Origin of the sequence: Actinomadura sp. BRA 177, assembly GCF_013372625.1 — a bacterium.
Lineage (GTDB): Bacteria > Actinomycetota > Actinomycetes > Streptosporangiales > Streptosporangiaceae > Spirillospora.
This window is the reverse complement of sequence record NZ_JABXFD010000351.1, coordinates 1-21353: the sequence shown is the minus strand read 5'-3', so window position 1 is coordinate 21353 and position 21353 is coordinate 1. Positions and strand designations below refer to the sequence as shown.

The following is a 21353-nucleotide window of genomic DNA, read 5'->3' as shown; positions in this document are numbered from 1 at the left end:
GCGCCGCCCGCGGCGGCCCCGCGCGGCCTCGCGAGGGTGGTGTGGCGGTCGGGTCTCGCCTGGCACGTCACGGTGTTCATGGGGTTGCAGTCGCTGCTCGCCTACGTCGTCCTCGGCTGGCTGCCGACGATCTGCCAGGACCGCGGGATGGGCGAGGCGCCGGCAGGCTACGTGCTGGCCCTGTCGGCGGCGGTCCAGGCGGTCGGGTCGCTGGCCGTCCCGGTGCTCGCGCGCCGGACCCGCGACCAGCGCCCGATCGTGCTGGCCACCGCGACGCTCACCCTGATCGGCTTCATCGGGGTGACGTGGGCGCCGATCGGGTCGGTGTGGGGCTGGGCGGTCGTCCTCGGCCTCGGGCAGGGCCTCGGGTTCGCGACCGCGCTGTCGTTCATCGGGCTCCGCGCCCACGACGCGCAGATCGCCGCGCAGCTGTCCGGGATGGCGCAGGGCATCGGCTACCTCATCGCCGCGCTCGGCCCGCTGGCCCTCGGCGCGCTGCATGACGCCACCGGCGGCTGGAGCGTTCCGATGAGCGGGGTGCTCGCCGTCTGCGTCCTCATGACGGTGCCCGGCCTGGCGGCGGGGCGCATCCGCACGGTCGGCGCGCCCGCTACCCCACCGTCGGACGGGGTTAACTCGGAAATTAGCGGACACATCCCTAATTGACCCCAACAAGGGGCCGATACGCCATCGGGAGGTGGACCGACAATGCCCGCCATGATCCTGGCCGCCGACACGTCGCCCGTGGTCGCGCTCAGATGGGTGTGGATCATCGTCGTGGTGGCCGTGGTGGTGACGCTCGCCCGCCTCTGGGTGACCCGGGCGTCCGGGGCCCGGCCGATCCACCCGGACAAGCGGAACGACCAGATGAACCACCGCGGCATGGAGCAGGGCGGCATGTACACCTACCGCCCCGGGATGTTCTCGCACAGCTACCCGCCGGAGCGGGACGGCCAGTGGGAGGAGTTCCGCAAGGACAACCCGCAGCCGGGCCGCGAGCCGAAGAAGGCGTGGCCGGACGGCATCATGTACGAGCAGACGGTCTTCAAGGAGGAGTTCGAGGAGCTCAAGGAGGAGACCCGGAGCCGCTAGAACACCTCGGGTGCGGGACGGACGGCGCCCACGACGCCGTCCCCGCCCCGCACCTGGACGACGGCCAGCTCGTCCAGCGCCGCCGCCTCGCCCAGGCCGAGCGCCCGCAGCAGCGCCACGGTGACGGGCGTCCGGGCCCGCATCGCCCCATCGTCGATCTTGACCGCGCCGGCCCGCCCGTCGGCGAACGCGAACGCGTCCACGCCTTCGGCGCCGCATTTGACGAGCAGCCCGGGGACGGCGTCCATCAGCTGCCGTTCCTCGCGCCGTGTACCGGACGTCCACTGCGGATGGGTGCGCATCGCGTCCGCGACCCGCCGCTCAGGCGTACCGGCCCCGGCGAGCACCAGCCCCCGGAACGCCCGCGCCACGCCGGCCGTGGACACCGCGAACAGCGGCGCCCCGCACCCGTCGATCCCGACGGCCGTGACCGTCTCCCCGCTCAGCTCCTCGACGACACCCCGCACGGCGAGCTGCAGCGGATGCTCAGGATCCAGATACGTCTCGATGGGCCACCCTGCCGCGACGCACGTCGCCAGCATCGCGGCGTGCTTCCCTGAGCAGTTCATCCGCACCCGCGACGGCCCGCCGCCGTCCCGCGCGACCGCCTGCTGCGCCTCCGGGTCGATCGGCCAGCTCTCCGGGCAGCGCAGATCCCCCGCCACCAGCCCGGCGCCCGCGAGGATCTTCTCCGTCCCCTCGACGTGGAAGTCCTCCCCCGAATGGCTGCCGGCCGCCAGCGCGAGCAGCTCGTCGTCCAGGTCGAGCCCGCACCGCAGCATCGCGACGGCCTGCATCGGCTTGTTCGCCGACCGCGGAAAGATCGCCACGTCGGGCCGCCCCACCCGAACAGCGACACCGCCGTCCGCGGCAAGCCCGACCGCCGTCCCCCGATGCCGCGACTCCACAAACCCGGACCGCTCCACCTCGACAAGCACAGGATTGACGTCCACCAAGCCCCTCCCTCACGTTCACCGGCACGCACACTAAGACCGGTCGAAACCGACTCCCCCTCAAGCCCATGAAGAAGCGCCCCTCGCGTGGGGCCAAGGATCGAGGCGCCGTCCGATTCAGTGCGAGACCGTCCGAATCAGTGTTAGAAAAGCAGGCCCCTCCCACCCGGGGGCGGACCCGTTAACTTCATGGTCAAGTACCCAGCCCGCCCCACGTAAGTGGAATCGGATTCTGTGGATAACCCCAAGATCAGCGGGGCTTGGTGTTCAGGAGGGCGCGGGCGTCGGCAGGCGCCATGGGTGGACGTTGGGCCAGGCTCGCGGCCTGAGCCGCGCGTTCCACCAGTTGGACGTTCGCCGTCACCGGCTGCCCCTTGGCCAACGTGACCGTGTCCTCCATGCCCACGCGCAGGTGGCCGCCGGCCGACAGCGCCGCGAACAGGACGGGAAGGGACGTCCGGCCGATCCCGGTGGCAGACCACGTGGCGCCGGACGGGAGCGCTTCGACAGCGGCGACAAGCGTCCGCGCATCACCTGGCATGCCGCCCGGGACGCCCATCACCAAGTCGCAGTGGACGTGGCCGCCGTACGGAAGGCCGTGCTTGTCCAGCAGCCTGTGCAGCGCCGCCACCTGACCCAGGTCGAACAGTTCGAACTCTGGGACGACCTCAAGTTCCTGGGTGCGCTTGTACAACTCCACCATGAACGGCCAGGGGTTCATGAAGACGTCGTCGCCGAAGTTGACCGTCCCGCAGGTGAGCGAGCACATGTCGGGCGCGGCGTCCAGTACGCGTAGGCGGTCCTCGTACGGGTCGGTGACCGCGCCACCTGTGGACAGTTGGACGATCAGTCCCGTGCTCTCCCGTAGCGCCGCCACCGTGTCCCGCAGCAGGAACAGGTCGAGCGTGGGCCGCGCGTCGTCGTCGCGGATGTGCACGTGGATGACGGCCGCACCGGCCGCCTCGCATTCCTTGGCCGTCTGAACCAGTTCATCCAGGGTGACGGGCAGGCCCGGAACGTCCGACTTCGTGGACTCCGCACCCGTGGGCGCCACCGTGATGAGCGTCGTTGCTCCCATAGGCGGCAGAATGCATGGTCATGCGTGCGGTAGTCCAGAGGGTGAGCCGGGCCAGCGTGTCCGTGGACGGGCGGGTCGTCGGCGAGATCGAGGGGCCGGGGCTCCTCGCGCTCGTCGGCGTGACCCATGACGACGGCCCGGAAAAGGCCCGCAAGCTGGCCGCGAAGCTGTGGGGGCTGCGGATCCTGCAGGACGAGAAGTCGTGCTCGGACGTGAACGCGCCGCTCCTCGTCGTGAGCCAATTCACCCTCTACGGGGACGCGCGAAAGGGCCGCCGCCCGTCCTGGACGGCCGCCGCACCCGGCAACGTCGCCGAGCCCCTGGTGGACGCCGTCGTCCGCGAGCTGCGCAACCTGGGCGCCAAGGTCGAGACTGGCGAGTTCGGCGCGGACATGAAGGTCGCGCTGACCAACGACGGACCCATCACTCTGATCGTGGACGTCTGACCCTGCGTTGAACTGCGGCGTGTTGCCCTTATCAGCGGTCTCATAAGGGCAACACGCCGCAAGTGAACGGGGCGGGTCAGCGAAAGCCGTAGATCGTGCCGATCAGGACGGCGATCGTGCCGGCGGCGGCCAGGAGGATGAGGGCGCGGTCGAGCAGGGTGAGGCGTCCGCGGACGTCTGAGGAGACGACCACGACCCCGGTCTCGCTCTCGTCCGGCGGCGGCTCCTTCTGGAACGGGTTGCGGAGGCCGGCGAGCCGCCACAGCGCGTCGTTGCGGAGCCGCTGGTGGTCGGGACCGCAGGCGAACAGCCGTCCCCTGGTGCGTTCGGTGCAGGCGGCGCCCTGCTGGGTCAGGATCCGGCACATGGTCGGGACGAGCATGAACTCGTACAGGCACCAGGCCAGCAGGCCGAGGAGCGCGACCCGCCACGACTGCAGCCACCACGCGAAACCGGCGAACGCCGCGAACAGCGCCCACCACGCCAGGGCGGACTCCCGGCGCGGACGGCGCCGGGTGCCCCGCCTGGCCGCCGGCGGCTCCCGCTTCCCGAGGTTCGCGACCATTGGCAGGAATCCACCTTCCCCGGGCGCCGCCGGTTAGAAATCGTCATATCCGACGATATTCGCCCACGGCGCGGGCTGCTAGCCGTGTTTCGCCGGACGGCGGCGGAGCGCGATCTGCGCGTTGGCGCCGGTGTCCGGCGAGACGATGACCTCCTGCGCCGCCGCGACCCCGCCGGCCAGCAGTTCCGCGTCCACCGGGACGTTCCGCTTGACCATCGCCAGCGCGATCGGGCCCAGTTCGTGATGCCGGGCGGCCGACCCGACGAACCCGATCGTCCGGCCGCCGGGGATCTCGACCGGGTCGCCGTGCGCGGGCAGCCGGTCGACGCTGCCGTCCAGGTGCAGGAACACCAGGCGGCGCGGCGGCCTCCCCAGGTTGTGGACGCGCGCCACCGTCTCCTGCCCCCGGTAGCAGCCCTTGTTCAGGTGGACGGCCGTCTCCACGTAACCGGCCTCGTGCGGGATCGTGCGCTCGTCGGTGTCGAGGCCGAAGCGGGGCCGGTGCTCGGCGATCCGAAGCGCCTCATAAGCCCACATACCGGACGGCGTGCCCTCCGGGAACTCCCCTCGCGGGACGATCCGCGTCGTCATCCCGGCGACGTCCGGCCAGGCCAGGCCGCCATCGTCCCCGGACGGCCCGGTGACGACCATGAACTCGTCCGACACGTCGGCGACCTCGACCCGCAGCATGAACCGCATCCGGTCGAGGAACTCCACCAGCGCGGGGGCCTCCCCCGGCTCCACGTGCGCCCACGTGGCCTCGCCGTCGTCGACGACGAAAAGATGATGTTCGATGTGGCCCTTGGGGCCGAGCAGCAGCGCCTCGGTCGGCTCGGACGGCTTCAGCGCGTCCAGATGCTGGCTGAGGAGGCTGTGCAGCCACTTCAGCCGGTCCGGGCCGGACACCTTGACGACGCCACGGTTGCTCCGGTCGACGAACGCCGCCCCTTGTTCGAGCGCACGTTGCTCCCGCGTCGGGTCCCCGTAGTGCGCGGCGACCTCCTGATCGGGCGCATCGGCGGCAACGGCTCCGGGCGACTGCAGCAGCGGGCTCTCCATGCCGTCCAGACTATGTCGCGCGGCACTCCTTGCACCGCCCGTAGACGGTGAGGTGGTGCACGTCCGTCTCGAACCCGAAGTCGCGCTGCAGGACGTCCGCCAGCCCGGCCGCCGCCCGCGGATCGACGTCCTCGACCGTGTGGCACCCCCGGCAGACCAGGTGGATGTGCTCGGCTTCGGCCGCGAGATGGTAGTTCGGCGGGCCGTGCCCGAGATGCGCGTGCTTGACGAGCCCGAGCTCTTCGAGGAGTTCGAGCGTCCGGTAGACGGTGGAGATGTTCACGCCGCGGGCGGTGCGCTGCACCTCGGTGCAGATCTCCTCGGGGGTCCCGTGCTCCAGGTTGGTGACCGCCTCGAGGACCAGCTGGCGCTGAGGGGTGACCCGATACCCCTTGGCCCGCAGCTCCTCCTGCCACGACTCGACCATGCCCCGAGTGTAGATCCCGCCCGCCGCCCCCGGTCGCACACCGATTCAGCTGACGGAAAACCTGTTTGCCTCGCCGTGGCGCGTCACATAGCGTGCGAGATACGCGTGAAAGGAGGTGGTCCAAGCAATGGTTGATTGTAGGACTCGCGAGGTGACTGTCCGCTAGTCGCCGTTCCGCCTCGGAGCCGCCGTCCACTGGACGGTGGTGTCGGTCGCGACGGTGACCGGCGAATACCAGGCAGTTACCCGGTCCCCGGACCGATGGACCCGTCCTGTCCATCATCCCGTCCCATGGCGGGAAGGTCCGGGGATCGCTTTGTCTAGGACACCTTCTTGAGCTGCGCCGACAGGTGCGACTGGAGCGGCTGGCCGACGGCCGCCATGTCGTAGGCCCAGCCGAGGTCCTCGCCGATCAGCCCGTAGAGGCGGTGCCCGCCGGTGACCTCCTTGGCCGACTCCGTCCGCGCGACGACGTCGGTCTCCAGCTCCACCCGGTTGAACGCCACGTTGCCGACGTAGATCTCGATGATCCCGGTCGGGTGGGCCAGCGTCACCTCGACCTGGTGGTCGGGGCGCGGCCGCCAGTAGCCGGTCTCGACGGCGAGCGGACGGCCGAGGGTGCCGTCCGGCTCGATCATCCAGGTGCGGCTTGCGTAGCTCAGAAAAGGCTTCCCGATGTGGGTGAAGGACAGCTCCTGGCCGAAGTTGAACGACTCGATCGTGGGGTAGCCGCCCACCCCGGCGCCCTCCCAGGTGCCGAGCAGGAACTTTAGGGGTTCAAGGTCCGGGTGCAGCTCAGGGACATCCATGGACACCGAGCGTAGCGGCGCGCGCCGCCTCCCGCGTCCGCTACTTCAGCCGGCCCAGGCGGATCACGAGGAGGACGGCGGCGACCGCCATGAGCCCGAGGGCGAGGACGAGGATCCCCGCGTTCACCATGCCACCCACACCTGGATGGTATGCGCGGCGACCGGACTAGAGTGCGGGTTATGGCGAGACCACTGGTGATCAAGGTGACGGCGGGGGCGGACGCCCCCGAGCGCTGCAACCAGGCGTTCACGGTGGCGGCGGCCGCCGTGGCGAGCGGGGTCCCGGTATCGCTGTGGCTGACCGGGGAGTCGGCGTGGTTCGCGCTGCCGGGACGGGCCGCCGAGTTCTCGCTACCGCACGCCACTCCCCTCGATGACCTGCTCACCGTCGTTCTCACCGCCGGACGCGTCACCCTGTGCACCCAGTGCGCGGCCCGCCGCGACATCGGCCCGGACGACGTTCTGCCCGGCATCCGCATCGCCGGCGCCCCGACCTTCGTCGAGGAGATCACCCTCGACGACGTCCAGGCCCTCGTCTACTGACCCGTCCCACGCCAGGTAGACGGTGGTGTCGAGGCTCAGGCCCTTCATGACGCCCGGACGGGCCGGTGCCACACGCCGGTCCGAGACGGCGTGAGGGGTGCTGCGGCGGGCCAGGGTGGCGACGAGGAGGGCGGCGAGGGTGGAGCCGGTCAGGCCGAGCATCAGGTCGCCGATCGTGTCGCGGTAGATCGTGACGGTTTCGGGGGTGTCGAGGATGAAGACGCCGTACTCGAAGAACTCCCAGAGGATCGCCGCGATGGCGCCCGCGCCGGCGCAGGCCAGCGCGAGCGTCCACGCCTTGAGGCCGGCCCAGCGGCGGAGGGCGACGCCGGCGGCGGCGCTCAGCAGGGCCCAGTTCCCGAGGTGGCAGGCGTCGTCGAACCAGGTGACCGTGTCGTAGAGGTCGGCGGCGTTCCCGGCGACGTCCACGAGGAACGGGAGGGTCAGCAGCAGGTCGACGTCCCAGGGGAAGGGCCCGCCGCGGCCGCGCAGCGCCCAGATGAGCGTGACGAGCATGACGGCGGCGGGGTAGGCGGCGACGCGGACGCCCATCGCCTTGTCCGCGAACCGGTCCCATTCGGGGAAGGCCACGGCGAGCGCGAGCAGAGCGGCGAGAGCCGCCTTGGCGGCGAGGGCGAGCGGGCGCCAGCGGGAAGTGTCCATGCCCGAAAGCCTGGCCGCGCGCCGCCCTCGCCACATCGGTGCGAATACTCAGATGCCCCTGGGTGATTCGCCCCGGCCCCTGGTCAGGGCCCGTGGTCAGGGCAGGACGACCCCGCCCAGGTAGGCGTTGCGGCCCTTGATGCCGAGGGTCGCGGTGCTGAACACCTTGATGCCGGACGCCGTCACGCCGGACGCGGTGCCGTTGAGCATGTAGAGCGACCCCTCGGAACCGTTCTCGTTCGAGGTGCCGACGGTGAGTTCGCCCTTGCCGTCGCCGTCGAGGTCGGCGAGCGCGACCTGCGCGCCGAAGTGGTCGTTCTGCTCGGACGACCCCGGCACGCCCGCGTGGGACTGCGAGAACATCTGCGCGCCCGTCCCGGTCACGCCGTCCGGCCCGCCGTACAGGACGGTCGCCGCGCCGGCCCGCACCGTGGTGCTGATCGCCTCGTCCGGAGCGCCCACCGCGATGTCGGCGCGGCCGTCGCCGTCGACGTCCCCTGCGGCGACGGCCGATCCGAACGCGTCGTTCGGTTCCTGCGTGCCCGGCACGCCCTCGGTGTCCTGGTCGATCACCGTGGGGGCGCCGAGCCCGGACGCCGTCCCCGGGTACACGCCGACCGCGCCGCCCGGACGGTCCGACGTGCCCACGACCAGGTCGGCCTTGCCGTCGCCGTTGACGTCGCCCGAGGCCAGCGACTCCGCGGTCACGCGGGACGTCGTGAAAGCGGGCGTGGGGGCGACCCCGTCAGCGGAGCCCTCGTAGACGTTCAGCCGGAGCCAGTCGTCGTCGCCGTCGATCGGCGGCCACACGATGCCGATCGCGAGGTCGGCGTACCCGTCGCCGGTGAAGTCGGCGGCGGTCGTGGACACCCGTGGCGACTCGCCGTATCCCTGGCCGATGTCGGTGACCGTCCCGTTGATGTCGCCCGTGGCGAGGTCGCGGTAGACGGCGAACGATCCGGAGCGTCCCGCGGCGAGATCGGGCCTGCCGTCGTGGTCGAAGTCGGCGGCGCTGACGGTGACCGCGCCCTGCCCGAGCCCGACGGCCTTGGACGACAGGCCGTTCGCGCTGCCGTAGATCAGCGTGATCCAGCCGCCGGGGATGGGCCCGTCGTTGTTCTCGCCGTCCGCGACGACGGCCAGGTCGGCGTAGCCGTCCAGGTCGAAGTCGGCGGAGGCGAGCGATCCGCCGAACCGGTCGTAGCTCTCGGACACGCCCGGAATGCCGGGACTGTCCTGCGTGATCACCTGGTGTCGCGCGCCGTCCGGGCCGGACGAGCCGCCGTAGACGACCGTCACGAACCCGGCCCAGGAGACGCCGGACGCCGTCCCGGACGGGCTGCCGAGCGCCAGGTCGCGGCGTCCGTCACCGTTGAAGTCGCCGGGCATGGCCGGGACGCGGGGGGCGGCCTGTGCGGGGACGGCGGTGAGCCCGGCCGTCCCGGCGGCCACGGCCGTGAGCGCGGCGAGCATGGCGATGCGCGGGAGTCCTGTCATCTGCACGTCCTTCGGCGGGGAGGGGAACCAAAGCGTGAGAATCTCTACACAGGACGCGTCCCGATCATCCGCGGTTTACCCGGACTTGGCCTCCGCATCCGGTGCGGTAGAAGAGACACAGAACGGATATAGACCTGCAGACGCCCCCTTCAGGAGGAGCCGGCCGGAATGCTCGACGTACCCATATGGGCCTGGTGCGCGACGATCGGACTGATCGTCGCGCTGTTCGTGCTCGACTTCTTCGTCGCCGCCCGGCGGCCGCACGCGGTGCACATCAAGGAGGCCACCTTCTGGTCGGTGTTCTACATCGGCCTCGCGGTGCTGTTCGGCCTCGCCGTGTGGACGCTCGGCGGGTCGACGGCCGGCACCGAGTACTTCTCCGGCTGGATCGTCGAGAAGAGCCTGTCGGTCGACAACCTCTTCGTCTTCGTGATCATCATGGCCCGGTTCGCGGTGCCCGAGGAGTACCAGCAGAAGACGCTGCTGTTCGGCATCGCCGCCGCGCTCATCCTGCGCGCGATCCTGATCGTGATCGGCGCGGCCGCGATCAGCCTGTTCTCCTTCACGTTCCTGATCTTCGGGCTGATCCTGATCTGGACGGCGGTCCAGCTCATCCGGCACCGCGACGAGCAACCCGACGTCGAGGACACCTTCCTCGTCCGCCGCGCGCGCAAGATCATGCCGGTGAGCGACAGCTTCCACGGCGGGCGGATGCTCGCCCACGAGGACGGCCGCCGCGTCATGACGCCGCTGCTGCTGGTGTTCGTCGCCATCGGCAGCACGGACGTCCTGTTCGCGCTGGACTCCATTCCCGCCGTGTTCGGCGTCACCAAGGACCCGTTCCTGGTCTTCTCCGCCAACGCGTTCGCGCTGCTCGGCCTGCGCGCCCTGTACTTTCTCATCGAGGGGCTGCTGGAACGGCTCGTCTACCTGTCGATCGGCCTGTCGGTGATCCTCGCGTTCATCGGCGTGAAGCTGATCCTGCAGTTCCTGCACGAGGACATCACCGAGACGGTCCCGAAGGTCCCGACCACGCTTTCGCTGGGCGTCATCCTGGCCATTCTCCTGTTCACCACGGGCGCCAGCCTGATCCGCGTCCACGCCCATCCGGAGGAGAAGGCCCAGGCGGGCTCCCTCCGCAAGCGCCGCGACAAGAAGCCCCGCGAGGAAGAGCCCGCGCGCAACTGACCGGCCTAGAGGAGCAGGCCGCCGGTCGCGCGGATGTTCTGGCCGGTGATCCAGCGGGCGTCGGGGCCGGCGAGGAAGGCGACCACGTCCGCGATGTCGGCGGGCGCGCCGAGGCGGCCGAGGGCGGTGAGCGCCGCGGTCTGCTCCAGCGCCTCCGGCGGGTTGGTCTCGCGCAACAGGGTGGTGTCGGTCGTGCCGGGCGAGACGGTGTTGACCGTGATGCCCCGGGCGCCGAACTCGCGCGCGGCGACCGCGGTCACCTGCTCCAGTGCGGCCTTGCTCGCGGAGTACAGCGCCAGGCCCGGCACCGGCAGGACGGTGTTGAGCGTCGAGATGTTGATGACGCGGCCGCCGTCTGGCAGCAGGGGTTCCGCGCGGCGCATGGCGAGCAGCGGGAACTTCGCGTTCACCGTCATCACCTGGTCGAACAGCTCGGGGGTGATGTCGCGGATCGGCGTGGGCGGGTTGATAGCGGCGTTGTTGACGAGGATGTCCAGACCGTCGGCGACGGGTTCGAACAGCGCCTCGATGTTGCCGGGATCCTCCTGGTCGGCGCGAATCGCCTGCGTTCCCGGGACGTCCCGCATGACCGCTTTGGCGGCGGCCTCGTCCGCGCGGTAGCCGAACACCACCCGCGCGCCGTCCCGGGCCAGCCGCCGGACGATGGCCTCGCCGATCCCCCGCGAGCCGCCCGTCACCAGGGCCGTCTTGCCGTTGAGCGTCATGGTGCCGGACGCTACCGGTGAGCCGGCCGCTGTCTTGAACGAATGCGCGCAGTTCGGTGGACGTGATCCCGGCCATCGCCCGCACCTCGCGGTTGAAGTGCGGCTGGTCGGCGTATCCGCAGGCCACGGCGTCCTGGAAGGTGCCCGGAGGCGTCGTGCCGAGCACTCGCACCGCCCGCTGGAACCGCGTGATCCGTGCGACGGTCTTCGGGCTCAGCCCGATCTCCCGCCGGAAACCGGTCTCCAGGCGACGCCGGCCGACGCCGAGTTCGGCGGCCAGTTCACGCATGGTGATCCGGCCGGCGTCCTGGAGCCGCCACCAGCCGTACGTCGCCGGGACGTCCGGCTCCTGCGGGCACAGCCATGCGGTGAGCAGGTGATCCAGGAGGACGAATCGGGCGTCCCAGTCCGGTGCCGAGGAGAGCCGGTCGGCCAGTTCGCTCGACCGGCGTCCGAGCAGATCGTCCAGCGGGACGGTCATTCCGGTCAGGGGGCCCATCGGCGTCCCCAGGAGCGCGCGTGCACCGGCGATCGTCAGCCCGATCGCGACGCCGCGCCGCCAGCCCGCTCCCGCGTGGATCATCGGCGTGCCCCGCGCCCCGAACAGCAGCGGCACCGGCCGGTCGAAGTCGACGACCACGGTGACCAGGCTCAGCGGCAGGACCCGGCGCCGGCCGGCGTCCCCCGCATGGAAGGCCCCGTAGCCGACGACGTACGGGCGCAGGTGCGGCGCCGGCCGCCGGGCGCGCGTCGCGCACGGCTCGGCCGGCAGCCGCACCAGCACCGAATGCACCTGCGCCGTCATCAGGCCCTCACGGTAACCGCCGTCGGCTCAGCCCATGCTCTTGGCGCCGTCCAGGGACTCGCGGATGATGTCGGCGTGGCCGGCGTGCTGGGCGGTCTCGGCGATGATGTGCATGAGGACGCGGCGGACCGACCAGTGGGTTTCGGTGTTCCACGGGGCCTTGGGCAGTTCGTGGACGACGTCCAGGTCGGGCAGGGTGGCGACCAGCTCGTCCGTCCGGCGGGCGACCTCGGCGTAGGCGTCGAGCACGCCGGCCAGGGTGTCGCCGGGGAGCATGCGGAACTCGTCGTCCCGCTTCTGCCAGTCCTCGTCGGTCATCTGGGTGAAGTCGCCGATCGCGGACGGGCCTTCCACGATGAAGTCCGCCCAGCCGCGCTCGACCGAGGTGACGTGCTTGATGAGGCCGCCCAGGCACAGCTCGCTCGCCGTGGTCCGCAGCCCGGCCTGCTCGTCGGTGAGGTCGCGGGTGGTGAAACGCAGGAAGTGCCGGTTCTTGGCGAGCATCGCCAGCAGGTCGGCCCGCTCACCGGTGATCTGCTCGGTCATGGTCATGTCCTCCGCCTTTCGCTGTTCCCTCGGTGTGCCACCAACGCTAGGAGCCATAGCGGTCACTTTCTGTCCTCAATTACGGGCAGAATCAGAAACATGGCGAACACCAGCTCCCGGACCCTGCGTCTCCTCTCCTTGCTGCAGACCCACCGGTACTGGCCGGGCATCGAATTGGCCGAGCGGCTGGAGGTGTCCGTCCGCACCCTGCGCCGGGACATCGACCGGCTCCGCGAGCTGGGCTACCCGGTCGAGGCGTCGCGCGGCGTCGACGGCGGATACCAGCTGGCGGCCGGCGCGGCCCTCCCCCCGCTGGTGATCGACGACGAGGAGGCCGTCGCCCTCGCCGTCGGCCTGCAGGCGGCGACGCAGGTGGAGGGCATCGCCGAGGCGTCGGTGCGGGTCCTGGCCAAGGTGGTGCAGGTGATGCCGGCCCGGCTGCGGCGCCAGGTGGACGCGCTGCGCGCGATGACCGTGCCCACCGCCTGGGGCGGCTCCCCCGAGGCGGGCGTCGCCCCGGCCGTCCTCACCGTGATCGCGCTCGCCTGCCGGGACGACGAGCGCCTGCGCTTCTCCTACACCGCCGCCGCCGGCACCCGGACCGACCGGCACGTCGAACCGCACCGCCTCGTCCCGCTGGGCCGCCGCTGGTACCTCGTCGCCTACGACCTCGACCGGCACGACTGGCGCAGTTTCCGGCTCGACCGCCCCACGGACCCGGCGGTCACCGGCGCCCGGTTCCGTCCCCGCGACCTGCCCGCCGCCGACGCCGCCGAGTTCGTCCGCCACGGCCTGAAGGAGATGCCGCGCCCCTACCGGATCGAGGTGCTGGTGGACGCCCCGGCCGCCGCCGTCCACGACCGCATCGGCCGCTGGTGCACCGTCGAAGAGGTGGACGCCGACCACAGCCGCATCCACATGACCGCCGACTCCCTGGAATGGCCCATCCTGGCTCTGGGCGCGGTGGAAGCAGACTTCCACGTCGTGGCCCCTCCCGAACTGCGCACCCAACTCCACTCGTGGGCAGCCCGCTTCACCCGCGCCTGACCCCGGAGATCCCGTCCGGAGGGATCTCCCGCAACTGTGCCCAGATGAGACGTGCCCGCGGTTGTTCCTGCAGGTCGGACGCAGGAGATTGGGAGGGATCGCAGCGGGCTCCAGTGGCGCGGATCATGGGGGACGCGCCGGCCCGCACGTGAGGGGTGAGTGCGATGAGAGTCATGCTCAGAGCGGTGATAGACACCCAGGTCTCGAATGCGGCGATCAAGAGCGGCAGGCTCGCTGAGATCGTGCAGTCGATGATCGACCGGCTCGCCCCGGAGGCCGCCTACTTCGGCCCCGGCGAGGGCGGACGTTCCTGCACCCTGGTCTTCGACATGCAGGACTCGTCGACGCTGCCGTCCATCACCGAACCGCTGTTCCAGGAACTCGGCGCGAAGATCGACGTCCATCCGGTGATGAACAGGGAAGACCTGGCAAAGGGCCTCGCCGCCCTGCAATAGCGCGCAACTGATGGCCCGCAACGCCTTTCGGTGTCCCCACCTAGATGACAGGCTCGTGAGGAACTCAGCGAGGATTCTCCCGTCTTCGCTGGACGAGGGAGCCGTGCATGAAGGTGATCATCGTGGGGGCCGGAATCGGCGGCCTGATAACGGCCATCCGGCTGCACCATAAAGGCATCGACTGCGAAATACATGAGCAGCGGGAGCACATCAGCGAGCTGGGCGTCGGGCTCAACATGCTGCCGAACGCGGTCAAGGAGGTCGCCGAGGTAGGGCTTCTCGACCGGCTGGAGCAGGCGGGGATCCCGCCGCGCGAACTCGTCTACGGGCATCGCCGCGGGCAGGAGATCATGCGCAGGCCCTGCGGGCGGAACGCCGGCTTCGCCTTTCCGCAGATCAGCGTCCATCGGGGCCGCCTCCAGCGCGTGCTGCTGAACGCGGTGCGCGAGCGACTCGGCCCCGACGCAGTCCGGACCGGGCACCGGCTGGTCGATTTCGAGCAGGACGCGGCCGGCGTGCGCGCGCAGTTCATGGACACCGGCGGCGCGGCGACGGCGTACGGGGACGTCCTGGTGGCCGCCGACGGAATCCACTCGGCGGTACGGGCCATTCTCTTCCCGGACGAGGGCCCGCCGATCTGGAACGGCGTGATGATGTGGCGGGCCGCCACCGAATGGCCCGAGTTCGGCACCGGAGACTCGGTGCTCATCGTCGGCGGCACCGCGGCCAAACTCGTCGTCTATCCCATCGCCCGGGGCCGGCAACCGGGCACCAGGCTCACCAACTGGGCGCTCTGCATGCGGACCGGGCGCCCCGGTGACCCGCCACCGCAGCGCCAGGACTGGTCGCGCCGCGCCGACACGGCAGGGCTGGACGAGCAGATCGCCCTGATCCAGACGTCCTTCCTCGACCACGCCGGACTCATCAAGGCCGGCGGGGAGTGCTTCGAGTTCCCGATGTGCGACCGCGACCCGCTCCCCTACTGGACGCGGGGACGGGTGACGCTGCCGGGAGACGCGGCCCACCCGATGTATCCCATGGGCTCCAACGGTGCAGGCCAGGCCATTCTGGACGCCGCCAACCTCAGCGACCACCTGGCGAGCCACACCGACCCGTCCGATGCGCTGCGCGCCTATCAAGACGACCGCCTGCCCGTCACCAGCGAGGTGGTGCTGCGCAACCGGAAGGGCGGCCCGGAGAACGTGATCGACGAGGTCGAACGCCGCGCCCCCGACGGCTTCACCCGCCTCGAAGACGTCATCGACCCCGCGGAGATGGAGGCCATCGTCAACGGCTACGCCCAGGTCTCCGGCGCGTCCAAAGACCAAGTGAACCGGCCCAGGCCGGCCTGGAACGGCTAATCCGCCAGCCACGACAGCAAACGACCCTTCGACCAGCAGCGGCCGACGGCCTCGGCGTGCAGGGCCGAGTGCTCGAACACCGCCAGGCCGATGATGCTGTGGCCAGAGGCACGGCGGTCACCGAACGTCGGTATCGCCGGCGCGACTCCGACCCCCTCGGCCGACACCCACGCCACCGGACGGTCGGTCGCCGCCTCGTCGAGGCGGTGCAGGAAGCGCAGACGGCTCTCAAGCGGGAGGCTCGCCAGCGCCCACGTCGTGGTGACGACGGGCAGGACGTCCGCGGGCACGCGTGCGAGGGCGTCGGGCAGCACCTCAACGGCGTCCCCTTGCAGGAACAGCGGAGGGGCCGCCGCCGCCAACGCGATCTCCGCTTCAAGCCTCGCGCTCTCCTCTACCTGTTCCGGCCACAGGCAAGCGCGCAACCATCGCGCTTCGTCCGCGTCGGTCACGTCGACCGGGTCGAGGTCGACGCCGACCCTTACGACGACCTCGGGCATCGGCCGCGTGGGGACGGGCCGATCCCCCACGAGCGAAGCCGAAATCTGCACTGGAGACGCCGAATCTCCCAGCGATTGCCCGTTGCTGTAGGTGATCCCAACGCGATCGACATTCAGATTGAGCCCAGCCGAACAGCCCACGTCAATCAGCCCGACCGCATTCGCGCCCACCCTGTGCGCCGCTTCGGCAATGGCCGGATACAGCACGGCGCAACGTCCGGTCTCTTGGGTCGGCTTCCGGTATTGGACGGCGATGGCCACAACCGACTCGGTCATCCGCAACAACGTGCCGATCGCCGCTTCCCCGGCCGCGTCGCCGTCCGCAGCGGCATAGGCGGCGGCAAGCTCCGGGGCACGTCCAGCAAGGACGAGATCATGCAGTGCGGCGAGAATCACGGTCGGATGCCGCTTCCGCGCGGGCGCCGCCTCAATGGCGCGCAACGCCTCATCAGACTCACTCAACGCAACAGCGACACGCTCGTACAACGGCGACGTCCCAGCGGCGTCAACCTCACCAAACCGCCGATACACCTCAGCAAGCGCGCGCCCCCTACCCACGGGCACTTCCTAGGAGTAACACCGACATCCCACCGACTCTAACGAAACCACCTCGCCAGCGACCACCGCTCGACAATGGGTAGCAGCGAGGACAATGCCGATCCGGTCGCTATTCTTGCCCGCCAAGCTCGCGGTCGAAGCCATGGCCGCCGGTCGTCTCCATTCTGGGCAGCGGAATCACCACCTACCCGCTGCTCGTGCCGGGTGGGTCGGCACGAGCAGCAGAGGTCGCATTACGCGACGGCGGTGCCTTCGAGCTCGACCATCAGGGTGGGGATCGCCAGGCGTGTCACCCCGAGCATCGTGGTGGACGGCGCCACCCCTGCGGCGCCCAACCGCGACGCCAGTGCGCCGTAGTGCTCGAAGAGCCGGTCGACGTCGGTGGTGTAGACGTTGAGCCGGACGAGGTTCGCGAGGGACATGCCGCCCTCATCGAGCACGGCTTCCAGGTTGTCGAGGCTCAGCGCCAGCTGCGCCGCCATGTCATCGGCATGCTGGGGCTTACCGTCGGCGCTCATCGCGGTCTGCCCGGAGCAGTACAGCGTCCGGGTGTGGCCGGAGACGATCTCCCCCTGGTTGTAGCCCATCTCCACCGACCACGCCCACGGGTTGACCTCCGTTCGCTCCATGACCACATCAGCTCCATTCGATTGGTACGTCCATCGGCCGTGGTGATGAGCCTGCCAACGAATCACGACATCCTCTGTCGTGTATTTCGTTAGGGTTTTCGCATGCGCGCCGACCGGTTGGTGTCGCTGGTGTTGCTGCTGCGCCAGCGCGGTCGGCTGTCCGCGGCCACGCTGGCCCGTGAGCTGGAGGTGTCCACCCGCACCGTGCTGCGCGACATCGAGGCGCTGTCCGCAGTCGGCGTACCGGTCTACGCCGAACGCGGCCGGCACGGCGGTTTCGCGCTGTTGCCCGGTTTCCAGACAGAACTCACCGGGCTGAACCACGACGAGGCCCTCGCCCTGCTGATCGCCGGATCGCGGCGCGGCGCGCAGGCATTCGGCCTCGGCTCAGCGCTCGCTTCGGCCATGCTCAAGGTGGTCGACGCGCTGCCCGAAGGCCATCGGGACACCGCGGCCGGCGCAGCGCAGCGACTGCTCATCGACCCGGAGATCGACCTCCTCTCGCGCCGCGTGGCCGCCGAGGAGGTGCCCGACGCCATAGTGGCCGAGGTCCGCCGCGCGGTGTTCGCCGGGCACAAACTGCGCATCCACTACGCGGCCGTCGACCAGCCCCCGAAATGGCGGACGGTGGACCCGATCGGCCTGGTCACCGTCCGCGACCAGACCTACCTGCTGGCCACGAGATCGGGCGCCGACCGCACCTACCGGCTGTCCCGGGTGCTGGCCGCCGAGGAACTCGACGAACCCGCACAGCGACCGGACCGCGTCGACCTCGACCGGGCCTGGCAGGAACGCAGCACCCGCTTCCGAACCGGCGGCGACCAGGTCGCCGTCCTCGTACGGGTGACCCCGGCACGACGGGACGACCTGGTCGGCACCGCCCTCACCGTCCGCACCGAAGAACCCGACGCGGACGGCTGGCTGCGCCTGGAGGTGACCTTCCAAGATTCACGGCACGCCGAATGGGCGCTATGGCAACTCGCCCCGAACGCAGAAGCCCTGGCCCCACACTGGCTGCGCACGTCCCTCCACAACCGCGCCACCGCAATAGCCACCAACCGCGAACCCCCACCCTGAGCACTGCCACCAACCGCAATCACACCGCTCGCACCGCGGGCACGTGCGCAGGCACGGCCGGGCGTGGGGAGGTCCGGCCCGCTGCGGGGCTTGTCAGGATTCGATGGGACGATTCAGGGCGGCGTTGAGGGCGCGTTGGTGGACGAGGCCGGTGCGGACGAGCCTGGCTTCGGGGACGAAGCAGTCGACGATGGTCATGTGGTTGGCGGCGGGACAGATCCCACCGTCGACGGTCACGGAGATCGGCAGGCCGACTGACACGGCGAAGTCGGCGACTTCTTGGGCGGTGATGGCGGGTCCCCGGTCGCCGGGATCAGCATCGCCGGAGATGTTCGCGGTGGTCGCGGCGATGGGGATCCGGGCTCGGCGAGCGAACTCCCCGAGGATGCCGGGGGCCACCGTGACGAGTGCAGGAGAGCCGACGGCCCGGTGTGCGGCAGCGTCTTCGGGGGCCCGCCACGGCAGAAGAAGAGCGAGGTCGCCTGGCCAGAACGCTTCGGCCAGGCTGCGCGCCTCTCCGGTGAGAGCGAAGCGTTCTCCGCAGGAGGCGAGAGAGGGCGCGACATAGACGAGGGGTTTGGAGTTCGGCCGCCGCTTGCCAGAGAAGATCTTGCGGCAGAGGTCATCATTATTGGCGGCGGCGCAGACCATGTACCAGCGGCTGGTGGGGACGACGACTAGTTCTCCAGATTCGATGGCCCGGACGGCGGCGTCCAGCCGTTCGGGGTTGACGATGCGCATGTTGTTGCTCCTGGTCGCTCAAGGAGTGTCGGCGAGGGGCGGGTAGTCGAGCCACGGGTCACACAGTGCGCGGAGCCGCTGGTCGGCGTGGGCAGGATGCGATACCCGGAAATAGGCCATGATCCGGGGGAACGGCAGATGGTTGCGGCCGACCGCGTGCGGGACGAGATGGTGCATGAGCAGGATGTCTCCGGGAATCCCGAGGAACGGGACGCCATCTTGCTGATCGACCGTCGGGGGAACCTGGTCGGTCATTCCTAGCGACCATTCCTCGCTGAACCAGCGGGCCATGGTGTGGTGTCCGCCGGGCAGGTAGCGCAGGGCGCCGGCAACAGGGTCGCTGATGTCAGACAGGACGACCCCGACGAGCAGTGAAAAGGTGCGTAGTTGGCCGGGGTCGAGGTGTGGACACGCGACACCGTCAACGTGCATCGCCTTCACAGGCTGCACGTTGGGGAAGAGCTGTTCCGGGACCCGGATCTGAATCTGAACCGCGTTGATCGGCACGGTTTCGCCGAGAAGATCCTCGGCAAGGTACGGCACCGCCGTCCTCTCGTACAGGGCGAGGAGATCTGGATGACCGCCCAGGTCTGGGGCGAAGGTGCGTTGGGTCCAGTCGCGGATGACATCCGTGGTCAAGTTCGGGCCGCAGCGCCCGGTGATGAGGTCAATGGCCCGGCCGATCCGTTCGGGCTCGATGAGACCTCTTCTGATGAGGACGCCGTCGCGTTTGAAGAGGGCCTTCTCCTCGGTGGTGAGACGCGGAAAGTCTCTGCTGTTCTCAGCTACGGTCACGTGACCCTCCGGCGGCCGATCCGGATGAGGAATTCGTTTTCTTCGGTGAAGATGTCGTCATCACTGAAGCCGGTGAGCCGTTCGGTGATGGCCTCCTCGAACTCGGGGAGCCGGTCTCCGAACAGGATCGGTGCGGCAAAAGAGGTCGAGTACAGGTAGCCGAGGATGCCCGCGGTGTTCCAGGTCCGGTGGACCGGAACGGTGAGTTCGGTGACGTCGCCGAACGGCGATTCGCTCATGATCTCGCTGTAGGGGCGGTCGTGATGGCGGAAGGTCCCCGAGCCCGCGCGCCGTTCCTCGCCGAGGAAGCTCTTGATGACGTCGCGGACTGCTTCCTTCCAGGGGCTTCCATCTGCCCAGAAGCTGCTGTCCCCGAAGATCGCAACGGAACCGTCTGGGCTTACCTGCCGGTCGAGGCGCTCGAGAACGGTCTTCTGGTCGAGCCAGTGGAAGGCCCGGGAGATCGTGACGAGATCCGCTCGCCATCCAGCTGCGGGGGTGAAACCCTCCGCGGTGCTCTCCACAAGTTCCAGACGAGAGCCTTCGGGGAGAGCCGGCCGCAGCACCGTTTCAGCAGTGGCGAGCATCGCGGTGTCGTTGTCGATGGCGATGATGTCGGTGAACCGCCCCAGCAGCGCTTCGACCACCTGCCCGGTGCCGGTGCCGATGTCCAAGAGCCGGCGAGCCCCTGCAGATCGCTGCGGCGCGGCTTCGTCCAGTACGGCGGCCACCTCTGCGGGGATGCCGGGACGGAACCTCTGGTAGAACTCAGCGGCGCCAGTGAACAGGCTCAAGGTATTCTCCTCGTCGAGAGATCGTGAATGTGGGCGGCGGCCTCACCCAGATCCCGGGCGATGAGCACACCGTGACGCCTAACCAGACTCTCATCAGGAGCATGGCGACCCCGGGATATCCAGATGACTTTTACACCGGCGCCGAGCGCTCCCTCGACGTCACAGACCCAGTCATCACCGATATGGATCATTCTTCGGGGGTCTCTGCCGAGACGGTGGGCGACCGTATGGAACGCCTCCCGGTCAGGTTTTGTGTATCCGATCAGGCAGGACGGGAAGTAGTCGCTCACCCAGGGATACAGCAGGGAACGCAGTCCATCAGTATCGGCATCGACGCAGGTAACGTTGGACAACGTGACGACGGTGGCGATGGTGCTGATTTTGCGCAAGGCATCGAGGGTCCCCGGAAACAGACAGAACGGTGCGGGCGGGATATTTCGGGGGAATTCATAGGAAGCGATCCGAAGCGCGTGGCACACCTCGGCGACCACGCTTTCAGTGATCGCGGGCCGAGTGTGCAGCTTGGTCCTCATGACCTCGCGAGAGAGCCTGGTAGGAAGCGGGGACACCTCGGCCAGCCGCATGGTCAGTCCCGGGCCATCGGCGGTACCGAGTGTCCCGCCGACGTCGACGGTGACGAGGATCTGGTGAGGTGAATTCACCGAGTACTCCTGTTCGCGGGCAGCGCGGAGACGATGGCGTCGATGCGGGCTTGGCGGATGGCGGGTTCCTTAGCCTCGGAGAGGAAGGCAGGGACCCGGCAAAGTCGTTTATGCGATTTGAAGCAGGGTGATGGTGCGTTGTGGGTCGCGGGCGTGGTGCCGGTTGGCGGCGGCGATGTTGTCGTGTCCGTCGAGGCGGAGCAGGCTGATCGTTGTCGTGTCCGTCGAGGCGGAGCAGGCTGATCGCGAGGCTGCGTAGCGTGGCCATCACGCGGGGCGCGTTCCCGGTTCTGACCAGCGATTTGTCCTCTTGGTAGGTGACGTCCCGGACCCAGTGG

General features: G+C 69.6%; 24 protein-coding genes and 1 pseudogene. 9 read left to right on the top strand and 16 right to left on the bottom strand.

What is annotated here, in order from left to right; genetic code table 11:
- Both HUX53_RS19225 and HUX53_RS19220 read left to right on the top strand, forming a co-directional pair.
- Positions 1-666 (top strand): MFS transporter (locus tag HUX53_RS19225; protein WP_176404596.1); only part of this gene is annotated, 666 nt, incomplete at its 5' end.
- Between the two features lie 42 nt (positions 667-708).
- Complete coding sequence (locus HUX53_RS19220; protein ID WP_176404595.1) at positions 709-1092, top strand: hypothetical protein; 384 nt, start codon at positions 709-711, stop codon at positions 1090-1092.
- On the opposite strand, the gene HUX53_RS19215 is transcribed toward HUX53_RS19220, so the two are convergent.
- Both HUX53_RS19215 and HUX53_RS19210 read right to left on the bottom strand, forming a co-directional pair.
- Positions 1089-2045 (bottom strand): asparaginase, encoded by a 957-nt coding sequence (locus HUX53_RS19215; protein WP_176404594.1) that lies wholly within the window; start codon positions 2043-2045, stop codon positions 1089-1091. The two genes, HUX53_RS19220 and HUX53_RS19215, sit on opposite strands and share 4 nt — an antisense overlap.
- A gap of 250 nt (positions 2046-2295) precedes the next feature.
- A complete protein-coding gene (locus tag HUX53_RS19210) occupies positions 2296-3123 on the bottom strand; it encodes a 3-keto-5-aminohexanoate cleavage protein (RefSeq protein WP_176404593.1) in 828 nt (275 codons plus the stop codon).
- Positions 3124-3143: 20 nt separating this feature from the next.
- Here HUX53_RS19210 and dtd point away from each other — a divergent pair, with 20 nt between their 5' ends.
- On the top strand, positions 3144-3569 hold the full coding sequence (gene dtd / locus HUX53_RS19205; protein ID WP_176404592.1) for a D-aminoacyl-tRNA deacylase: 426 nt from the start codon (positions 3144-3146) through the stop codon (positions 3567-3569).
- Positions 3570-3645: 76 nt separating this feature from the next.
- On the opposite strand, the gene HUX53_RS19200 is transcribed toward dtd, so the two are convergent.
- The 4 genes from HUX53_RS19200 to HUX53_RS19185 form a co-directional block, all read right to left on the bottom strand.
- Positions 3646-4134, bottom strand: coding sequence for a hypothetical protein (locus HUX53_RS19200; RefSeq protein ID WP_176404591.1), 489 nt, complete (start codon positions 4132-4134; stop codon positions 3646-3648).
- Positions 4135-4212: 78 nt separating this feature from the next.
- Positions 4213-5193 carry a folate-binding protein YgfZ gene (locus HUX53_RS19195; RefSeq protein ID WP_176404590.1) on the bottom strand — a complete coding sequence of 327 codons (981 nt, stop codon included), beginning with the start codon at positions 5191-5193 and terminating at the stop codon, positions 4213-4215.
- 10 nt (positions 5194-5203) lie between these two features.
- The gene (locus HUX53_RS19190; protein ID WP_176404589.1) at positions 5204-5620 is read right to left on the bottom strand and encodes a Fur family transcriptional regulator; all 417 of its coding nucleotides are present in this window, start codon (positions 5618-5620) and stop codon (positions 5204-5206) included.
- Between the two features lie 320 nt (positions 5621-5940).
- On the bottom strand, positions 5941-6429 hold the full coding sequence (locus tag HUX53_RS19185) for an FABP family protein (protein WP_176404588.1): 489 nt from the start codon (positions 6427-6429) through the stop codon (positions 5941-5943).
- Between the two features lie 180 nt (positions 6430-6609).
- Here HUX53_RS19185 and HUX53_RS19180 point away from each other — a divergent pair, with 180 nt between their 5' ends.
- The gene (locus HUX53_RS19180; RefSeq protein ID WP_176404587.1) at positions 6610-6972 is read left to right on the top strand and encodes a DsrE family protein; all 363 of its coding nucleotides are present in this window, start codon (positions 6610-6612) and stop codon (positions 6970-6972) included.
- A 759-nt stretch (positions 6973-7731) separates the two neighbouring features.
- Here the strand turns inward: HUX53_RS19180 and HUX53_RS19175 are convergent.
- Positions 7732-9132, bottom strand: a complete 1401-nt coding sequence (locus tag HUX53_RS19175; RefSeq protein WP_176404586.1) for an FG-GAP and VCBS repeat-containing protein — start codon at positions 9130-9132, stop codon at positions 7732-7734.
- Positions 9133-9300: 168 nt separating this feature from the next.
- Between HUX53_RS19175 and HUX53_RS19170 the strand changes: the two genes are divergently transcribed.
- Positions 9301-10320 carry a TerC family protein gene (locus HUX53_RS19170; protein ID WP_176404585.1) on the top strand — a complete coding sequence of 340 codons (1020 nt, stop codon included), beginning with the start codon at positions 9301-9303 and terminating at the stop codon, positions 10318-10320.
- A gap of 5 nt (positions 10321-10325) precedes the next feature.
- Here the strand turns inward: HUX53_RS19170 and HUX53_RS19165 are convergent, their stop codons facing one another.
- The 3 genes and pseudogenes from HUX53_RS19165 to HUX53_RS19155 all read right to left on the bottom strand — a co-directional run bounded on the left by HUX53_RS19165 (position 10326) and on the right by HUX53_RS19155 (position 12396).
- The gene (locus tag HUX53_RS19165; protein WP_176404584.1) at positions 10326-11045 is read right to left on the bottom strand and encodes an SDR family oxidoreductase; all 720 of its coding nucleotides are present in this window, start codon (positions 11043-11045) and stop codon (positions 10326-10328) included.
- Between the two features lie 106 nt (positions 11046-11151).
- Positions 11152-11334 (bottom strand): annotated as a pseudogene (locus tag HUX53_RS43080) (helix-turn-helix domain-containing protein); the annotation flags it as partial.
- A gap of 543 nt (positions 11335-11877) precedes the next feature.
- A complete protein-coding gene (locus HUX53_RS19155; RefSeq protein WP_255205406.1) occupies positions 11878-12396 on the bottom strand; it encodes a DinB family protein in 519 nt (172 codons plus the stop codon).
- A gap of 99 nt (positions 12397-12495) precedes the next feature.
- Between HUX53_RS19155 and HUX53_RS19150 the strand changes: the two genes are divergently transcribed.
- The 3 genes from HUX53_RS19150 (at position 12496) to HUX53_RS19140 (ending at position 15259) form a co-directional block, all read left to right on the top strand.
- Entirely contained in the window at positions 12496-13443 is a 948-nt protein-coding gene (locus HUX53_RS19150; protein ID WP_176404582.1) for a YafY family protein, read from the top strand.
- A gap of 173 nt (positions 13444-13616) precedes the next feature.
- Positions 13617-13898, top strand: coding sequence for a DUF3303 family protein (locus HUX53_RS19145; protein WP_217919615.1), 282 nt, complete (start codon positions 13617-13619; stop codon positions 13896-13898).
- Between the two features lie 107 nt (positions 13899-14005).
- On the top strand, positions 14006-15259 hold the full coding sequence (locus tag HUX53_RS19140) for a flavin-dependent oxidoreductase (RefSeq protein WP_176404580.1): 1254 nt from the start codon (positions 14006-14008) through the stop codon (positions 15257-15259).
- Here HUX53_RS19140 and HUX53_RS19135 read toward each other — a convergent pair.
- Positions 15256-16290 (bottom strand): DUF2332 domain-containing protein, encoded by a 1035-nt coding sequence (locus tag HUX53_RS19135; protein ID WP_309237315.1) that lies wholly within the window; start codon positions 16288-16290, stop codon positions 15256-15258. The two genes, HUX53_RS19140 and HUX53_RS19135, sit on opposite strands and share 4 nt — an antisense overlap.
- Before the next feature lie 260 nt (positions 16291-16550).
- Positions 16551-16946, bottom strand: a complete 396-nt coding sequence (locus HUX53_RS19130) for a RidA family protein (protein ID WP_176404578.1) — start codon at positions 16944-16946, stop codon at positions 16551-16553.
- Between the two features lie 102 nt (positions 16947-17048).
- On the opposite strand from HUX53_RS19130, the gene HUX53_RS19125 reads away from it, so the two are divergent.
- On the top strand, positions 17049-18023 hold the full coding sequence (locus HUX53_RS19125) for a YafY family protein (protein ID WP_176404577.1): 975 nt from the start codon (positions 17049-17051) through the stop codon (positions 18021-18023).
- A 93-nt stretch (positions 18024-18116) separates the two neighbouring features.
- Here HUX53_RS19125 and HUX53_RS19120 read toward each other — a convergent pair whose 3' ends face one another.
- Genes HUX53_RS19120 through HUX53_RS19105 form a run of 4 tightly spaced genes read right to left on the bottom strand, consistent with a single transcriptional unit; the run spans position 18117 to position 21015 of the window.
- Positions 18117-18764 carry an L-threonylcarbamoyladenylate synthase gene (locus HUX53_RS19120; RefSeq protein ID WP_176404576.1) on the bottom strand — a complete coding sequence of 216 codons (648 nt, stop codon included), beginning with the start codon at positions 18762-18764 and terminating at the stop codon, positions 18117-18119.
- 18 nt (positions 18765-18782) lie between these two features.
- Positions 18783-19559, bottom strand: a complete 777-nt coding sequence (locus HUX53_RS19115; RefSeq protein ID WP_176404575.1) for a phytanoyl-CoA dioxygenase family protein — start codon at positions 19557-19559, stop codon at positions 18783-18785.
- Positions 19556-20353, bottom strand: coding sequence for a trans-aconitate 2-methyltransferase (locus HUX53_RS19110; protein WP_176404574.1), 798 nt, complete (start codon positions 20351-20353; stop codon positions 19556-19558). The genes HUX53_RS19115 and HUX53_RS19110 overlap by 4 nt, the downstream gene beginning before the upstream one ends.
- Positions 20350-21015 (bottom strand): HAD family hydrolase, encoded by a 666-nt coding sequence (locus tag HUX53_RS19105; RefSeq protein WP_176404573.1) that lies wholly within the window; start codon positions 21013-21015, stop codon positions 20350-20352. Before HUX53_RS19105 ends, HUX53_RS19110 begins: the two co-directional genes overlap by 4 nt.
- Positions 21016-21353: the final 338 nt, after the last annotated feature.

Excerpts from the sequence above, each read along its gene's own strand:
- HUX53_RS19220 (WP_176404595.1), top strand. The coding sequence starts at position 709 with ATGCCCGCCATGATCCTGGCCGCCGACACGTCGCCCGTGGTCGCGCTC.
- HUX53_RS19210 (WP_176404593.1), bottom strand. The coding sequence starts at position 3,123 with ATGGGAGCAACGACGCTCATCACGGTGGCGCCCACGGGTGCGGAGTCC.
- dtd (WP_176404592.1), top strand. The coding sequence starts at position 3,144 with ATGCGTGCGGTAGTCCAGAGGGTGAGCCGGGCCAGCGTGTCCGTGGAC.
- HUX53_RS19200 (WP_176404591.1), bottom strand. The coding sequence starts at position 4,134 with ATGGTCGCGAACCTCGGGAAGCGGGAGCCGCCGGCGGCCAGGCGGGGC.
- HUX53_RS19195 (WP_176404590.1), bottom strand. The coding sequence starts at position 5,193 with ATGGAGAGCCCGCTGCTGCAGTCGCCCGGAGCCGTTGCCGCCGATGCG.
- HUX53_RS19190 (WP_176404589.1), bottom strand. The coding sequence starts at position 5,620 with ATGGTCGAGTCGTGGCAGGAGGAGCTGCGGGCCAAGGGGTATCGGGTC.
- HUX53_RS19185 (WP_176404588.1), bottom strand. The coding sequence starts at position 6,429 with ATGGATGTCCCTGAGCTGCACCCGGACCTTGAACCCCTAAAGTTCCTG.
- HUX53_RS19180 (WP_176404587.1), top strand. The coding sequence starts at position 6,610 with ATGGCGAGACCACTGGTGATCAAGGTGACGGCGGGGGCGGACGCCCCC.
- HUX53_RS19175 (WP_176404586.1), bottom strand. The coding sequence starts at position 9,132 with ATGACAGGACTCCCGCGCATCGCCATGCTCGCCGCGCTCACGGCCGTG.
- HUX53_RS19170 (WP_176404585.1), top strand. The coding sequence starts at position 9,301 with ATGCTCGACGTACCCATATGGGCCTGGTGCGCGACGATCGGACTGATC.
- HUX53_RS19165 (WP_176404584.1), bottom strand. The coding sequence starts at position 11,045 with ATGACGCTCAACGGCAAGACGGCCCTGGTGACGGGCGGCTCGCGGGGG.
- HUX53_RS19155 (WP_255205406.1), bottom strand. The coding sequence starts at position 12,396 with ATGACCGAGCAGATCACCGGTGAGCGGGCCGACCTGCTGGCGATGCTC.
- HUX53_RS19150 (WP_176404582.1), top strand. The coding sequence starts at position 12,496 with ATGGCGAACACCAGCTCCCGGACCCTGCGTCTCCTCTCCTTGCTGCAG.
- HUX53_RS19145 (WP_217919615.1), top strand. The coding sequence starts at position 13,617 with ATGCTCAGAGCGGTGATAGACACCCAGGTCTCGAATGCGGCGATCAAG.
- HUX53_RS19140 (WP_176404580.1), top strand. The coding sequence starts at position 14,006 with ATGAAGGTGATCATCGTGGGGGCCGGAATCGGCGGCCTGATAACGGCC.
- HUX53_RS19130 (WP_176404578.1), bottom strand. The coding sequence starts at position 16,946 with ATGGAGCGAACGGAGGTCAACCCGTGGGCGTGGTCGGTGGAGATGGGC.
- HUX53_RS19125 (WP_176404577.1), top strand. The coding sequence starts at position 17,049 with ATGCGCGCCGACCGGTTGGTGTCGCTGGTGTTGCTGCTGCGCCAGCGC.
- HUX53_RS19120 (WP_176404576.1), bottom strand. The coding sequence starts at position 18,764 with ATGCGCATCGTCAACCCCGAACGGCTGGACGCCGCCGTCCGGGCCATC.